The sequence below is a fragment of the Acidovorax sp. Leaf191 genome, assembly GCF_001424425.1.
In the GTDB taxonomy this organism is placed as follows: domain Bacteria; phylum Pseudomonadota; class Gammaproteobacteria; order Burkholderiales; family Burkholderiaceae_C; genus Acidovorax.
The window spans coordinates 1187132-1202488 of sequence record NZ_LMPT01000019.1; the positions used below are offsets into that span (position 1 = coordinate 1187132).

17 protein-coding genes are annotated in these 15357 nt (G+C 60.2%); 9 read left to right on the forward strand and 8 right to left on the reverse strand.

Going from position 1 to position 15357, the window contains the following annotated elements:
* Positions 1 to 8 precede the first annotated feature (8 nt).
* Positions 9 to 350: a four-helix bundle copper-binding protein gene (locus tag ASG27_RS19485; protein WP_056419612.1), complete on the reverse strand. Its 342-nt coding sequence runs from the start codon at positions 348 to 350 to the stop codon at positions 9 to 11.
* Between the two features lie 526 nt (positions 351 to 876).
* Between ASG27_RS19485 and ASG27_RS19490 the strand changes: the two genes are divergently transcribed.
* Positions 877 to 1248: a hypothetical protein gene (locus ASG27_RS19490; protein ID WP_082493285.1), complete on the forward strand. Its 372-nt coding sequence runs from the start codon at positions 877 to 879 to the stop codon at positions 1246 to 1248.
* Between the two features lie 95 nt (positions 1249 to 1343).
* Positions 1344 to 1868: a DUF4148 domain-containing protein gene (locus tag ASG27_RS19495; RefSeq protein WP_056419619.1), complete on the forward strand. Its 525-nt coding sequence runs from the start codon at positions 1344 to 1346 to the stop codon at positions 1866 to 1868.
* A gap of 142 nt (positions 1869 to 2010) precedes the next feature.
* Here ASG27_RS19495 and fliE read toward each other — a convergent pair whose 3' ends face one another.
* The 4 genes from fliE to ASG27_RS19515 all read right to left on the reverse strand — a co-directional run bounded on the left by fliE (position 2011) and on the right by ASG27_RS19515 (position 5903).
* A complete protein-coding gene (gene fliE, locus ASG27_RS19500) occupies positions 2011 to 2319 on the reverse strand; it encodes a flagellar hook-basal body complex protein FliE (RefSeq protein WP_015012923.1) in 309 nt (102 codons plus the stop codon).
* A gap of 239 nt (positions 2320 to 2558) precedes the next feature.
* Complete coding sequence (locus ASG27_RS19505) at positions 2559 to 3821, reverse strand: hypothetical protein (protein ID WP_056419621.1); 1263 nt, start codon at positions 3819 to 3821, stop codon at positions 2559 to 2561.
* On the reverse strand, positions 3814 to 5220 hold the full coding sequence (locus tag ASG27_RS19510) for a heavy metal sensor histidine kinase (protein ID WP_056419624.1): 1407 nt from the start codon (positions 5218 to 5220) through the stop codon (positions 3814 to 3816). Before ASG27_RS19510 ends, ASG27_RS19505 begins: the two co-directional genes overlap by 8 nt.
* Positions 5217 to 5903: a heavy metal response regulator transcription factor gene (locus ASG27_RS19515; protein ID WP_015012920.1), complete on the reverse strand. Its 687-nt coding sequence runs from the start codon at positions 5901 to 5903 to the stop codon at positions 5217 to 5219. Before ASG27_RS19515 ends, ASG27_RS19510 begins: the two co-directional genes overlap by 4 nt.
* A gap of 144 nt (positions 5904 to 6047) precedes the next feature.
* Between ASG27_RS19515 and ASG27_RS19520 the strand changes: the two genes are divergently transcribed.
* The 6 genes from ASG27_RS19520 to ASG27_RS19545 all read left to right on the forward strand — a co-directional run bounded on the left by ASG27_RS19520 (position 6048) and on the right by ASG27_RS19545 (position 10500).
* Positions 6048 to 6365 (forward strand): hypothetical protein, encoded by a 318-nt coding sequence (locus ASG27_RS19520; RefSeq protein WP_015012919.1) that lies wholly within the window; start codon positions 6048 to 6050, stop codon positions 6363 to 6365.
* Positions 6362 to 7795, forward strand: coding sequence for a TolC family protein (locus ASG27_RS19525; RefSeq protein WP_056419627.1), 1434 nt, complete (start codon positions 6362 to 6364; stop codon positions 7793 to 7795). Before ASG27_RS19520 ends, ASG27_RS19525 begins: the two co-directional genes overlap by 4 nt.
* A gap of 19 nt (positions 7796 to 7814) precedes the next feature.
* Complete coding sequence (locus ASG27_RS19530) at positions 7815 to 9227, forward strand: multicopper oxidase family protein (protein ID WP_056419910.1); 1413 nt, start codon at positions 7815 to 7817, stop codon at positions 9225 to 9227.
* A gap of 35 nt (positions 9228 to 9262) precedes the next feature.
* Positions 9263 to 9748, forward strand: coding sequence for a cupredoxin domain-containing protein (locus ASG27_RS19535; protein WP_056419630.1), 486 nt, complete (start codon positions 9263 to 9265; stop codon positions 9746 to 9748).
* A gap of 38 nt (positions 9749 to 9786) precedes the next feature.
* Entirely contained in the window at positions 9787 to 10128 is a 342-nt protein-coding gene (locus tag ASG27_RS19540) for a copper-binding protein (protein WP_056419633.1), read from the forward strand.
* A gap of 78 nt (positions 10129 to 10206) precedes the next feature.
* A complete protein-coding gene (locus ASG27_RS19545) occupies positions 10207 to 10500 on the forward strand; it encodes a hypothetical protein (RefSeq protein WP_131798401.1) in 294 nt (97 codons plus the stop codon).
* 98 nt (positions 10501 to 10598) lie between these two features.
* Here ASG27_RS19545 and cueR read toward each other — a convergent pair whose 3' ends face one another.
* Both cueR and ASG27_RS19555 read right to left on the reverse strand, forming a co-directional pair.
* Positions 10599 to 11159 (reverse strand): Cu(I)-responsive transcriptional regulator, encoded by a 561-nt coding sequence (gene cueR, locus ASG27_RS19550; RefSeq protein ID WP_063459138.1) that lies wholly within the window; start codon positions 11157 to 11159, stop codon positions 10599 to 10601.
* A gap of 101 nt (positions 11160 to 11260) precedes the next feature.
* A complete protein-coding gene (locus ASG27_RS19555; RefSeq protein ID WP_056419638.1) occupies positions 11261 to 11452 on the reverse strand; it encodes a heavy-metal-associated domain-containing protein in 192 nt (63 codons plus the stop codon).
* Between the two features lie 183 nt (positions 11453 to 11635).
* On the opposite strand from ASG27_RS19555, the gene ASG27_RS19560 reads away from it, so the two are divergent.
* A complete protein-coding gene (locus ASG27_RS19560; RefSeq protein WP_056419913.1) occupies positions 11636 to 14044 on the forward strand; it encodes a heavy metal translocating P-type ATPase in 2409 nt (802 codons plus the stop codon).
* A gap of 71 nt (positions 14045 to 14115) precedes the next feature.
* On the opposite strand, the gene ASG27_RS19565 is transcribed toward ASG27_RS19560, so the two are convergent.
* Positions 14116 to 15180 carry a DMT family transporter gene (locus tag ASG27_RS19565; protein ID WP_056419640.1) on the reverse strand — a complete coding sequence of 355 codons (1065 nt, stop codon included), beginning with the start codon at positions 15178 to 15180 and terminating at the stop codon, positions 14116 to 14118.
* Between the last annotated feature and the right edge of the window lie 177 nt (positions 15181 to 15357).

Genomic DNA, 15357 nt, shown 5'->3' on the forward strand with positions numbered 1-15357 from the left:
CAACGTGATCAAGCGGCACGCGCCATGGCGTCGCACTCCTGGGCGCACTTGAGACAAGCCTGAGCACAGGACTTGCAGTGGTCAGCTTCATGCTTGGCGCACTCCTCGGCGCAGGCCTTACAGATTTGCGCACACAGCGCGCAGATGGCAGCCGCGTGCTCGCTGTTGCGCGCCATGGCGTCAGCCGCAAAGCCGCAGATCGCCGCGCAGTCAGCGTCCAGTGCGATGCAGCGCGCCATCATCTTCACATCCTCCTCCTGAAGGCACGCGGCGAAGCACTGGTTGCACGCCGTCGCGCACGCCTGGCAGGCCTCGATGCACGACATGAAGCGGTTTTTGGTATGGTTCATTGGGTTCTCCTGAGGGTAGGTTCAAGGGCTTTATGGATCAACTTGAATCCGCGCGATTGACTGCGCGGTGCAAGGATCTTCCGCCGCTCAAGGCAGGTCGCGCTGTAGGTTGTCACCGACGATTGCCCTCGCAAACGAGTCATTTGCGCCGCATTGCCCTCGAACATTACGCAGAGATATCAGAGTCGTAATCACGGCGTCACATTGCGGCGAAATTCTCGTGTCCAACGTTCAATGCCATGGACGTGCCTCGCAAAAAAAGTGCAGGCAGGGCATTGATCGGCGCTGCGCTCTCAGCGACATGGTGATGGCGCTCACACAGCGCTTCAATAGCAGCGCTCCGCTAGTACATCGGAGCTTCAGCCGCCTTGCTGCTTCGCTCCGGTGACCCACGGATCTCTCCTGTCAAAAGCGTAATCCGTCCGTCACCTCTAAGTCGGCGTGCGGTTTCTAGACTTCTTTCCGTGGCGCACAAAACGCCACCTGGATGGACCATACCGGGCATCCGGCGTCACAGGAGACCATCATGAAAGTTCGTACCGCAATCCTCGTCGCCAGCCTTGCTGCATCCGCTACAGCGTCGTTTGCGACATCCGTTTATCACGCAAGCCCTAGCCAGGAAGAAGGCGTCAGCCTGGCCGCAGACCATTTGGGCAACGCAGTCAGTCGCCAAGCGGTTGAAAACACCGTACTGGCCGCTCAGAAGGACGGTTCGCTGTACTGGATCAGCCGTGGCTATCCAGCCACTTATCCGCTCGTTCCGGGCCCCAAGCTGACCAAGACCCGCCAGCAAGTTCTGGATGAGCTGCAAACCTCCAAGCGCAATCCCGTGACCAGTGATGGCCTGCGTGACATCGGCGGCGAGGCAGGTTGGGTCAACGCCCGCCAACTGCCCTGAACCCTCTCAACGATCACCGGCACCCGCGTTCGCTCCAAAACCGGCCTGCGGTTGCACTTCAACCATCACCATTTATCCAAAAAGGAAACCCCATCATGAAACTCAAGTCCACGCTCATCATCCTTTCCCTCATCGCAGCTCCCGCGTTCGCATCAGACCAAACGGTCAGCAAGACGCGCGAACAAGTACTGGCTGAATTGGCGCAGGCTCAGCAAAACGGCGAGATGCTTGCCCCTGGCGACTCGGGGATGACTCTCAAGCAAATCAACCCGGGAGCCTATCGCTCGACTACTTCGACTCAGGCTAGCAAATCCCGCGAGCAAGTGCGGGAAGAATTGGAGCAGGCTATCCGTACGGGTGACATCATGGTGGCCGGTGAATTCGGAGTCAAACGCAATGAGTTGATGTCTGGTCGCTATCCGATCGTGGCAGGCAAGTCGTTGAAGACGCGGGAACAAGTCAAGAGTGAGTTGGCACGCGCCATCCGCGAAGGAGAAATCATCGCTGTGGGCGAAGACGGCCGCAAGCTCAATGAAATCTATCCTGACCGCTACCACGCAGCGCACCATGCAGCTGTGGCCGCCACCTCGGACGAATCCACCAAGGCCCCTGGGTTCTAAACAGGTTCTCCGGGCGGTCGGCTGCTGATCTGGAGGGGTCTTTCGAAACAGGCCCATCTCCAGTTGGCTCGCCATGCACGTCTGCGGTGCCAGCAGCAAGTGCGTGCGACATCTGCTTTTGCATTGCTCCGACCTCCGAGCATCAGACCTGCATGTTCATCACATCGGTGTAGGCCTGAACAATGCGGTTGCGGCTCTGAAGCGTGGCCTGAAACGCGATGTTCGACTTGACTCCAGCGAGCATCGTTTCTTCAAGACTGACCGTGGGATTGCCGAATGTGACCTCGCGGCTTAGGCGACCAGACTCACTCTGCAACTGGCTTGTGGTTGAAAGCGCCTGCTTCATCGCGTCCAGAAAACCGCCTCCCTGGATGCTCGGTGCTTTGGGCACAGAGTTTCCCAGCGAACTGACAGGCAATAGTGCATCCAATGGCTTTGTCGTGACGTTCATGCCGAGGCTTTCTGGGGCGAAGAGTTTGCGAAGTTCTGCCTCGAAATCTGTACCGAGGCAACGCCCAATCGTAGAGATTGGAGTTCGATCTGTAGCTTTCGCAACGCAAGGCGCCACCCGTCAATCCCACCGTTCGGGATAACAGAAACTTCATCTTGCCGACATCGCCGTGGGTCGCCGCATCCCTGGGGCCCAAAGAGCCGAGCGCAGCGAAGCGCGCCGCACGAAATAGCCGTGGCTCACAGCCGCTGCGAAATCTCCAGCAGCGGCTTGATGCTGGACCCAAAGCGACTCATGGAGGCGTGGTTCTGCTCCAGCTGGCTGTAGGGCAGATAACGGATCCCCAGCTCCGACACCCTGGAGAAGGCGGGCCTTTGAAGTTGCTCAGCGACCTTGTCTCTGCGATTGTCTGGAGCCACCAGAAACAGGGCGCAGTTGCCTGCAACCGGCGTGCCCAGGGCCAGATCGAGCATGCGTACGATGCCCGAATAGATGGACGTGGTGTGTTCGACTTCGAATGCGGCGGCGAATTGCGAGGTCTGGGGATCAACCCATACAACATCGATCAGTCGCACGGACTCCAGTCCTCGGTCCAGGCTGGCGGGCAACTGCGCCATGCATCCATCTCCCAGCAACCCCCCGCCATAGGCGCGGCCCCGGTCGTTGGACGCGATCCAGACCTCAAATCCGAGCGCCTTGCCCAGGTCGCGCAGCGAGGCCTGGACACCCGTGTGGGTCGCATCACTCTCGGTCGCTTGGGACAGTTCCCGTTGCAATGCGGTGGATTCCTGGCGCACACGTTCAAGGTCTTCTTGCCAGAGAGCTGTCGCCGCTGCATCCATTGCTTGTGGCGGCGCTGCATATCGGCCACTGCCAATGTCAAACATGAGTCCTGCAATCGCGCCCAGATCATTCGACAGTTTCAGCCGGTACTGCGCGTTCAGGCGCAGCAAGCCTTCTCGCATCGAGAGATAGTGGTCCCAGCGTCCGAGCTTCACGCGCCCCCCGGTCACCGCGTTGAAACCATTGACGATGGCCGTGTTGAAGGGGGAGACCAGCGTTGGGTGGATGAAATACAGCAAGTTGGCGACTGCTGGGCCCAAGCCTTTGATGCCAATCGCATCAATGCGCTGTATGGCGGCCACCACGTCTTCTGCGCAGTCGCAGTGATCGCAAGTGTGAAGAAGATCTGCGAAGGCGAGCTGGTTGCTCGCGTTCTCGTAGATGTCCGGAATCCGCAGCTTGGGTTTCCAGAGGAACGCGTGGTCCGCTCCCTTGAAAATCTGGCGCTGCTCTGCCACGGAACCCACGATCGTCTCCAGCGAGGATCCTCGGTAGGCGTTGCCAAACGTTCCGCCCCGTATGTCCTGCACCACCTGCGCGATGCCTCGGCGGATGGAGCGGAAGTTCTTGATCCTCTGATCCCACAGGAACCAGGTGTTATAGGTGCTGCTCGGGTCTGCCTTCCAGCAGTCTATGAGGGTTGCCAGGGGGTCATGCATCTGTCGTGAGGTGCTTGCCAATGCTCTGTGCACTGGGGAAATACATCGAAAAACAAGTCCTGCCATCCGCCGAACTCACAGAAATCCGTCCCCGGTGTGCGTGAACAATCGCCTGGGTAATGGACAAGCCCAACCCCGCTCCGTCCGAGTCCAGCTGCTTGCGCGACTTGTCCGCCCTAAAGAAGCGGTCGAACAGGCGGGGGATCATCTGCGCCTCGATGGAAGGTCCAGTGTTGACGACGTCCACGGTGGTTCCGTGCAGGCCCCCCTGGATGTCCACGACCACCAGCTCGCCTGGTGGGGTGTAGCGAATGGCGTTGGACAGGAGATTGCTGAGCGCCCGGCGCAACATCAACCGGTCGCCTGTGATCTCCGCCGTCCCGATCAATTGCAGTCGGACTTGCTTCTCTTCTGCCAAGGCCTCGTAGAAGTCAAACAAAGCCTGAGCTTCATCATGGACCGCGATTCTTTCCGTGCTGGGAAGAATGAGACCGTGGTCAGCCTTGGCCAGGAACAACATGTCAGCCACCATGCGGGCCAGGCGCTGGTACTCCTCGGCGTTGGAGGCCAGTATGTCCTGGTACTCCTCAGAGGAGCGAGCCTGGCTGAGTGTGACCTGCGTCTGTGTCATCAGATTGTTGATCGGCGTACGCAGCTCGTGAGCCAGGTCCGAAGAAAACTCGGACAGGCGGTCGAACTCCTCCTTCAAGCGCCGGAGCATCTCGTTGAGGGTGGTCGCCAGGTCGGCCATCTCCACCGGAAACTCCTGGGTTGGCATCCGCTCGTCCAGTCGCTGTGCCGTGATGGCCATGGCGCGGGACCGCATGGCGCGAAGGGGGGCCAAGCCATTCTTTGCGGCCCACCAGCCCAGGATCCCAGCCACCAGCGTTGCCAATGCCACGTAGCTCACAAGTACCCAAATCAATTCGTACATGAAGTGCTTGTGGTGAGCAATGTCCACGGCCACCCAGACCTGCAGCGGCGGCTCTGCGGAATCAGGCAGCGTCACGGCTTCGGACATTCCCCGGTACTCACGGTCCTTGATTCGCCACGAGGCGACCCCCAAGCGGGAATGCTGGGTCCGCACGCTCAAGTCCGCAGGAAACTCAAAGTCTTCCGTCGAGTACAGCGATTGACCATTGCGAAGCACGGTGACGAAGAGGCCCTCATGGCTGTGCAAAACGTCATCCAGCCGCGTCTTCAGATCCTGCGGCGACTTCGATTTGCCGATGACCTCACGCGTCAGGTGAACCTTGTCACGCAGTGCATCGCGGTCAAGCTCCACGAAATGCCGGTCAATGGAAATCGCCACGAGAGTTCCCAGTCCAATTAGCACCAGCCCGGAAGCCAAAGTAAAAAAGACCGTCAGCCGTGTCGTGAGCGAGTACCGGGCTTTCACGCACGCTCCTGCGGCGCTTCAAGCACATACCCCATGCCTCGCACCGTCTGGATCAGCTTGGCGTCATAGGCATCGTCAATCTTGGCCCGAAGCCTGCGCATCGCCACCTCGATCACGTTGGAATCGCTGTCGAAATTCATATCCCACACCTGCGACGCGATCAGAGAGCGCGGCAGAACTTCCCCTTGGCGGCGCATCAGCAGCTCCAGGAGTCCGAACTCCTTGGCCGTGAGGTCGATGCGTTTGCCAGATCTGCTGACTCGCCGCCGCAAGAGGTCTAGTTCTAGATCGGCCACCTGGAGGACCGTCACCTCGGTGCCATTGCGACCACGCCTGAGGATGGTGCGCGCTCGCGCCAATAGCTCGGCAAAGGAAAACGGTTTGACCAGGTAGTCGTCCGCCCCCAGTTCCAACCCTTTGATCCGGTCTTGCACCTGATCCTTGGCCGTGAGAAACAGTACGGGCATCTCCAGGCCCCGGCGACGCAGATTGGTGAGCACCTGCCAGCCATCCATCCCAGGAAGCATCACATCCAGGATCACCAGGTCGTAGTCACCTTCCTGGGCCAGATGCAGGCCATCGACTCCGTTGTGAACCAGATCGGCGTTGAACCCTGCCTCACGCAAGCCTTGGCGCAGGTATTCGCCGGTTTTGATTTCATCCTCGACGATCAATATCTTCACGGGATCTCCCTGTCTGCGAATGACGGCAAGTGTGCCTGCAGATCGCGGGCTTTCTTTCAGATGACAAAGATGTAATTAAGCCGTTATGTCGGCGGAAGCCTTGGGATCACACAATGCGTTGCATCAAGAACGCATGGTGAACCTATGAAAATTTCCTGGCTTTCAAGACCTATATCAACCCCCTGGCTAGCCGCCGCGCTAATAGCGCCGTCCCTGGCTCTGGCTCAGATGCCAGAGGGCGAATCCGCCAAGGTGGACTATCAGCTTTCGTACCGATCAGCCCTCTCGGGCTACGAAGCCTACAAAGAGCAATCCGTCCAGCCCTGGAAAGCGGCCAATGACAAGGTGGGCGAGATCGGAGGCTGGCGCACCTATGCCAAGGAAATTCGCCAGACGGCACCCACAACCGGCCAGGACCAACCCGCGCAGGGCCATGACGCACACCACGGGGGCAAACAATGAACCGCCCCTTGCACACGCCCCGCGCCAAACTCGTGATCGCCGTGGCCGCAGTGGCGGTCTTGTCTGGTTGCGCCAGCGTGAATCTGGAGCAGAACGTCACCAGCGCCAATACAGCCGCAAGCGGTTTCACGGACGGCCAGCTTACCTTGGCCCGGGACCAGAGCGAGCGGGACGCCTTGCGCCAGCGCGCTTCGGATCTGCTGGCCAAGCCGCTCAGTCAGAAGGATGCCGTTCAACTCGCACTCGTCAATAGCCCATCCCTGCAGGCCATCGTGGCTCAAAACTGGGCGGACGCTTCCACGGCAGCCCAGTCCGGCCGCATCGCCAACCCCATCCTGAGCCTGGAGCGCGTTCGCCTGGGCAGCGAGACGGAGATCGGCCGCCTCCTGTCCTTCGGGCTGCTGGACCTGCTGACCTTGCCGACGCGCAAAGGCATCGCCGAGCAGCGCATCAAGCAGACCCAGTTGCGCCTGAGCAGCGAGGTAGTGGACCAAGTCACGCAGGTACGTCAGGCATGGGTACGCGCCGTTGCCGCGCAACAAACGCTGGCCTACACCCAACAGGTCGTCGCCAGCGCCCAAGCCAGTGCCGAACTGGCCAAGCGCATGCAGGCGGTGGGCAATTTCAACAAGCTTGACCGTGCACGCCAGCAAGCGTTCTATGCCGACACAGCGACCCAGCTGGCCAGTGCCCAGCACCAAGTCACGGCAGCCCGTGAGGAACTGGTCCGGCTGCTGGGTCTGGACGACAGCCAAGCCCAACAGCTCAAGTTGCCTGAGCGCCTGCCCACACTGCCCAAGGAGCCGCTGTCCCCATCGGACGCGGGCCGTCAGGCATCCAAGGGGCGGCTGGATCTGCAGATCGCGAAGGCTGACTACGACGCAGCTGCACGCGCGCAAGGCTGGAACAGGATCACGACCTTCACAGACATCGAGTTGGGCGTGCGGCGCGACTCTGTCTTTGATGCCGCCGAGAACACCCACTCCACGCGGCGCGGCTTCGAGATCAGCCTGCAGCTGCCGATCTTCGACTGGGGTGGAATGCGGCGCGACGCCATGAATGCGCAGACCCTGGCTGCGGCCAACCGCCTGGAAGCAACCGCACGCGCGGCGGGTTCGAACCTTAGGGAGAGCTACTCCGCGTACCGCACTGCATATGACATCGCGCGTCACCACCGCGACGAGGTGATTCCCCTGCGAAAAACCATCTCCGAAGAAAACCAGCTTCGCTACAACGGGATGCTGATCAGCGTTTTCGAGTTGCTTGCCGACTCCCGCGACCAGGTGAACTCGGTGATGGCGGCCCTGAACGCCGAACAGCAGTTCTGGCTGGCGGACGCCGCCCTTCAGGCCTCTCTCATCGGCAAGCCCACCAGCGCTGGCGTCTCGGGCGGTGGCGCAGCCGCTGCCGAAGCCGGTGCAGGCCACTGATCCCCTCAAGGAAACCAACATGAATTCAAGAAGAGATTTTTTCCGGTTTGCTGGCATTGCCGGAGGGGCCGTGGCCGCAGCGAGTGTGAGCCGCGTGGCAATGGCCGCACTGCCAGAACCCGTGTACCAGACAAGCGCAGACACCATGGCGCCGCTGGTGCCCAACTCCGGGCGCCCCTACAACCCGGTGGTCACGCTCAACGGCTGGACGCTGCCCTGGCGCATGAACCAGGGGGTCAAGGAGTTCCACCTGGTGGCAGAACCCGTTGTGCGCGAAATGGCCCCTGGCTTCAAGGCCCACCTGTGGGGATACAACGGCCAGAGTCCTGGTCCCACCATTGAAGTGGTGGAAGGCGACCGCGTTCGCATTTTTGTGACCAACAAGCTGCCCGAGCACACCAGCATCCACTGGCATGGACAGCGTTTGCCCAATGGCATGGACGGTGTGGCGGGATTGAACCAGCCCGCAATCCAGTCGGGCAAGACCTTCGTCTACGAATTCGTGGCGCGCCGTCCAGGTACCTTCATGTACCACCCGCACGCCGATGAGATGACCCAGATGGCCATGGGCATGATGGGCTTTTGGATCACGCATCCAAAGACCAAGCATCCGCTGATTGATGAAGTGAATCGAGACTTTTGCTTCCTGCTCAGTGCCTACGACATTGAGCCCGGGGCCGCGACACCCAAGGTTGCAGAGATGACGAACTTCAATCTGTGGACATGGAACAGCCGCATCTTTCCTGGCATCGACTCCTTGAACGTCCGGCTCAATGACAAGGTGCGTATTCGCATCGGCAATCTCACCATGACCAACCACCCCATGCACTTGCACGGTCACGAGTTTTTGGTGACGGGCACGGATGGTGGTCCTACACCCAAGAGCACCCGTCTCTATGAAGTGACCACCGACGTGGCCGTGGGCCAGATGCGCCAGATCGAGTTCCTCGCGGACGAAGAAGGTGACTGGGCATTCCACTGCCACAAGAGCCACCACACCATGAACGCAATGGGTCACGACATTCCCACCATGATTGGCGTAGACCACCGGGGCGTGGCCAAGAAGATCAACAACCTGATTCCCGACTACATGGTCATGGGCGAACGGGGCATGGCGGACATGACCGAGATGGAGATGCCTATTCCGGACAACACCGTCCCCATGATGACCGGGGAAGGCCCCTTCGGCTCGGTGGAGATGGGTGGCATGTTCAGTGTCCTGAAGGTGCGCCGCGACCAGAAGCCAGGCGACTACAAGAACCCGGGTTGGTACAAAAACCCGGAGGGCACGGTGGCGTATGAGTACACCGGTCCGATGGCGGAGCCTGCCCGCTTCAAAGCCGAGGGCGGCCAGTCCATGCCCCGCAAAGAGAAGTCCAGTTCGGACACTGTCGTCAAGGTCAAAAAGCCGTCTTCGCACAGCGGCCACTGATCGCCTCCTTTCCTCATCCACAACCCAAGGTAACTATGAAACGCACTCTTTCCCTGATCGCCGCCTCCGCCCTGGTGGCCCTGTCCTTCAACAGCTTTGCGGGCGGTACCCACAGCGGCGGTCACGGCCATGGAAGCGAGGAGTCAGCCATCGGCGAACCAGGCAAAGCCTCCAAAGTCAGTCGCACAATCAACGTGGACATGGCTGACACCATGCGCTTCACGCCCGCCGCGATCTCCGTCAAGCAGGGCGAAACGGTCAAGTTCGTGATCAAGAACAGTGGCCAGGTCAAGCATGAGTTCAGCCTGGGCACCGATGCCGAACTCAAGGAGCACTACGAGACGATGAAGAAGTTCCCGGACATGGAGCATGACGAGCCCAGCAAGGTGTCGCTGGCCCCCGGCAAGCAAGGCGAAATCATCTGGCAGTTCACCAAGGCTGGCGAAGTGAAGTTCGCCTGCCTGTACCCAGGCCACTACGACGCAGGCATGAAGGGCCAGGTCACGGTGGTCAAGAAGTAATCGGGGAATCCCTGCACGCAATTGAACAAGGAGCTCGTATGAAAAACGCAAACACTTTATTGATCGGCGCTATGTTGTCGCTGGTCACTCTCATGCCGCTGTCGGCCGTGGCGCAGGCCGCTGGAGACGCCGGAAAAGCCGCATCCACGACCGCAGCCTCCATGACCGATGGAGAGGTGCGCAAGATCGACAAGGACGCCGGCAAGATCACCATCAAGCATGGCGACATCAAGCACTTGGAGATGCCGGGGATGACCATGGTGTTTGCTGCCAAGGACAAGGCCCTGCTCGACAAGGCGCAGGTCGGCGACAAGATCCGCTTCATGGTGATCAACGAGGGCGGAAAGATGGTGGTCACCGCCATCGAGCCTGCCAAGTAAGCGCAAAAAGTGTCTCGATACGCCCTCAAGAAAAGGGGGCGTTCTTCTGTTCGCACGTCAACCTACCAAGGAAAAATCATGAGAACTCTCCTTATCGCCCTGGCCATGACCGCCGCATCGTCCGCATTCGCCGCTGGCGACACCCAAGAGGCCACGCCCTACACCAACTCCAAGGCGCAAGCGCATGGCGAGGAACACAAAAAGGCCCGTCCTGCGACCGGTGTGAAGCGGACCAAGGATGGCAGTACGGCGCGGGGTGAAGGCTCTGGCATCGCCGACACCAGCAAGGCCGAAGCCCGTGGTCAGGAAAAGGCCAATGCGCGTGAAGCCATGCCGCACAAGGAAGCCACTCCGGGCTCCACGCCTAAGTAATGCAAACGGGTGGGCCACAAGCGTGGCCCACCCAAGTACGGGCGGGCCGCAATCGTGGTGCAAGGTGATGGCTTCGCAAGCCCCCCTCAGGGCCTAGTTCAGTGCCCGCTCCGATGTACGTGGACTCCGCGCATCCACGTCATAAGGTCTAGATGGCTGTTCGTCGGCGTGTCGGTCACACCAGAGTGCGCTCTGGAAACCTTGGCTCCGCGCCGAGTCGGCTTGACGAAACTTGCGTTGTGGTTGGGCTTCGAGGGACTGTCCGCCGCCAGGTTGTCAAGAATTGCGCAGTTCGAGTGGTCGTCGCCAGCGCACACAGAAACCAACTGCTCCAAGGCTGATTTCATCTCGATAATCTCCCGCAGCTTCTCCTCCAGATCCGCCAGATGGCGCTCCGCAATCGCCTTTACCTGCCGACTGGTGCGGTGCGTGTCACCCCATTGGCCGATCAACTCCGCAATCTGGGGCATGGAGAACCCGAGGCGGCGCGACTGGCGGATGAAACGCAGTACCGAAACTTCGCGCTCACCGTATTTTCGATAGCCAGACTCACTGCGCTCAGCTTCTGGCAACAAACCTGTTTGCTCGTAGTGGCGGATCATCTTGGCCGATACACCTGCCGCTTTGGCCGCTTCGCCGATGTTCATGAGTGTGGTCATGGATGCTCCTGTGCAATGGAATAACACGGTAGCAAGGACTTTGGCCCTTACCACCGTGTCAATGTCAAGCGCTCCGAATACTACGTTTTGTAAAGCCTAGATCAGGCGGGCGGATATCCAGCCTCGGTCAGCGCCTCGACCAGTGTCTTGCGATCTTCCGCGCTTTGCACAGTGACCATGCGTTTGGACATGTCCACCTGCACTTTACATTCAGGGTCTGTCATCTGAAGCGTCTGGCTCACCATCCCAGCACAGTGTCCGCAGGTCATGTCGGGGAGTTGGAATTCATGCATTTTTCGCCTCTTGGAAAAAGTTAAGAGGCTTTCAGTCTCCGGTTTGCCACTGGGGCAAGGTCAAGTGGCCAGATAGATATCCAAACAAGGAGCGGCGGCTCGCTTGCGTCTCCCATCATGTCAACCCTGAAAGTTCGAACTCTGCCGGCTAACGCCGGAGTTGAACACCACATGGAGATTACTATGAACACCTCTGCCCATGAAGCGGGGCCGTCCGCCTCACTATCTATCGCACTCCTGAATCTTCCGATACTTGGCATGACCTGCGGCTCTTGCGTTGGACGGGTTGAAAAGGCCCTCAAAGCCGTCCCTGGGGTCCGTGAGGTGACCGTGAATATTGCTACTGAGCGCGCCTCCGTGGTTGCCGCCTCCACGGTGCCGGTCCCGGCCTTGGCTGCGGCTGTCGAAAAGGCTGGATACGCAATAGCGGAAGAGTCCGTGGAGCTTTTGATCGGTGGGATGACCTGCGCGTCGTGCGTGGGACGTGTCGAAAAAGCGCTGAAGGGTGTACCAGGCGTCAAGCATGCGGAAGTCAATCTAGCCACGGAGCGTGCGCAGGTTCGTTTCGATGCAGGATTGCCTCCCGAACGCCTGGTAGCCGCCGTTGTAAAGGCGGGCTATGAGGCGCAGGTGGCGGATACGAACACTCCCACTGAACACGACAAGCAGTCGGCGCCCTGGTGGCCTGTCGCTCTAGCCGCTGGTCTGTCCTTCCCCCTGGTATTGCCCATGCTTGGCATGCTGTTCGGTCAAGACTGGACACTCAACGGCTGGATTCAACTGGCCCTGGCCACGCCTGTGCAGTTCTGGCTGGGCGCGAGGTTCTACCGCGCTGGCTGGAAGGCTCTTCGTGCAGGCGCAGGCAACATGGATCTGCTGGTCGCATTGGGTACGTCGGCCGGGTTCGGTTTGAGCCTGTACCTGCTGGTCAAGCACGCTGAGCACGGCACACCCCACCTGTACTTTGAAGCCTCCTCTGTCATTGTCACGCTAGTGCTCCTCGGGAAGTGGCTGGAAGCCCGAGCCAAGCGACAAACCACCGAAGCGATCCGGGCGCTGCATGCGCTGCGCCCAGAAATTGCACGTGTGCGCACTGATGCCGGTGACATTGATCTACCACTCTCACGCGTGAAAGTAGGTGATACGGTGGTTGTCCGCCCAGGGGAGAGAGTCCCGGTAGACGGCTCGGTGATCGAAGGCGCAAGCCAGGTGGATGAGTCATTGATCACCGGGGAGAGCCTGCCTGTGGCGAAGCACGTCGGTGACAAGGTGACGGGAGGCTCCGTGAACGCGGAGGGCTTGTTGTTGGTACGGACGACTGCGATAGGCGCAGAGTCAACTCTGTCGCGCATCGTGCGGATGGTTGAGTCGGCGCAGGCGAAGAAGGCTCCCATCCAGCGGATTGTGGATGAAGTGAGTGCGGTCTTTGTGCCCGTGGTGCTCGGCCTTGCTGCCATCACACTGATGGGCTGGGGCTTTGCCACTGGCAACTGGGAACAGGCGATCCTCAATGCTGTCGCGGTACTTGTCATTGCGTGCCCTTGTGCGCTGGGTTTGGCTACTCCCACCGCGATCATGGCGGGCACCGGCGTTGCAGCACGCCACGGTATTCTGATCAAGGATGCAGAAGCACTGGAGGTTGCCCACCACATCGACACCGTGGCGTTCGACAAGACCGGCACCCTGACCGAGGGGAAGCCCACTTTGACGGCTGCGATGCCTGCCGAAGGCCTCCAGGATCAGTTACTGCCGTTTGCTGCGGCCATTCAGAACGGCAGCGAGCATCCACTGGCCAAGGCCGTGATGGACGCTGCACGCACCCAGGGTGTGACCGTTCCTCGTGCCACTGAGGTCACAGCGGTAGCTGGCAGAGGCATGTCTGCTGTCATCAAAGGACGCCAGATCCGCCTCGGGAGTACACGTTACATGGAGGAGTTGGATGTCAACATGGCCAGTCTGACCGGGGCTGCAGTACAGATGCAACAAGAGGGCCGCACAGTATCCTGGTTGGCTGACGTGACCGATGCGCCAGAAGTGATGGGTTTATTGGCATTTGGAGACACAGTGAAGCCCAGCTCACAACAGGCCATTGCCCAACTGCATGCTCTGGGCATCCAGACCGTCTTGGTCACCGGGGACAACAAGGGAAGCGCAAGCGCAGTAGCCAGCGCGTTGGGCATCGATCAGGTTCGTGCTGATGTGCTGCCGGAAGGCAAGGCGGATATCGTGGCGCAGCTCAAGTCAGGTGGCAGGCACGTTGCGATGGTGGGTGACGGCATCAACGACGCGCCCGCTCTGGCTGCGGCGAATGTGGGAATTGCCATGTCCACGGGCACCGACGTGGCCATGCATGCTGCGGGGATCACGCTGATGCATGGTGACCCCGCGTTGATCGCAGATGCCATCGACATCTCTCGGCGCACGTACGCAAAGATCCGTCAGAACCTTTTCTGGGCATTCGCGTACAACGTGGTCGGGATCCCCTTGGCTGCATTTGGACTGTTGAATCCCATGGTGGCGGGAGCAGCTATGGCCCTCAGCAGCGTGAGTGTGGTGACCAATGCGTTGCTGCTGCGTTCTTGGAAGAGGTAAGGACGAGCGCCAGATCCGACAACAGATCCTGTCAGATGCAGACCGCGTATGTCCATCGCAATCAGGCCGACTCAAGAGGTTCTGTGAACGTGCTGATGGTGCACATCTGGTGCGTGGGGGTGAGCGTGGGTCATAGGGTCATGGGTGTGCTTGTGACTGTGGCTGCTCTTCGGCATAACATCGTGCACATGTGAATGGTGCCCATCGTCGTGCCGGTGAGCATGTTCATGCTCCAGCACTTCGTGTGTGTGCTCGTGACCATGGCTTTCCGCCAAGTGCAGTGCCACTCCCGCCAGCATCAATATGCCGCCCAGCAGCATCAACCATCCCGCAGAGCGGTCCCCGAGGCCGAGAGCCACGGCAGCGCCAATGAAGGGGGCAAAGGCGAACACTGAGCCCGTCCGCGCCGCGCCAAACGCCCTCTGGGCCAGAAGGTAAAAGCGCAGGCTCAGGCCGTAGCCCGTGGCGCCAACGGCGAGAAGCCCGAGTGCCGCATACAACGACGGCAAGGGCTCACCCGTCGAAACAGCCAATGCTGCCGTCGCAGCGGCTCCCAAGGTGGCCTTGGCCATCACCACCTGGCTGGGGTCGCGCTCAGCCAGCCCACGGGACAAGGTGTTGTCCACCCCCCAGGCGACCGTGGCCAGCAGCACGGCAAGCAGTCCCAGCAACTGCACGCCCCCTTGCAGGCCCTGGTCCAGAACGAGCGCCATTCCTCCTGCGAGCAGCAAGAGCATGGCGGCCCACACGCGGCGGTCCATGGTTTCGCTGTACAGCCACCAGGCCAGCGTGGCGGTAAATAGCGCCTCCAACGTAAGCATCAGCGATGCGCTGGCCCCGCTCGTGTACTGCAGGCCCCAGGCCAGGGCGACCGGGCCCAGGGCCGCACCGATCCCCGCCATAGCTAAGAGACGCCAGGCGTCGGATCTCTGCAACCTTGCCTCATGGGCTGCGGTTCGCAAGGACAAGGCTCCGACCACAGCTGCTCCTGCGTATAGAAGCGCGGCCGTCGTGAACGCCCCCAGCCCTGCACCCAGTCTCTGGACCGCAGGCGTGCTGATGCCGAAAAGAACCGCCGCCAGGAGGGCGAGAAAGCCACCGCGCAAGGCAGGGAGACGCAAAAGTTCACGCTTCATGGTGCAGGTGATTTCGTCATGAATCCTCGTGGTGATATTCTCTTGCTTGATGAACCCTGAAGTTCGTCAAGGTCAGGCAGTAAGGACAGTGGTCGGTTGCTCGGCAAGGAGAGGATAGTCAGCTTTCGGGAATCGCGGTCATCGGCCTATCCAAATTCAGTCTTCCCGGATACTGCA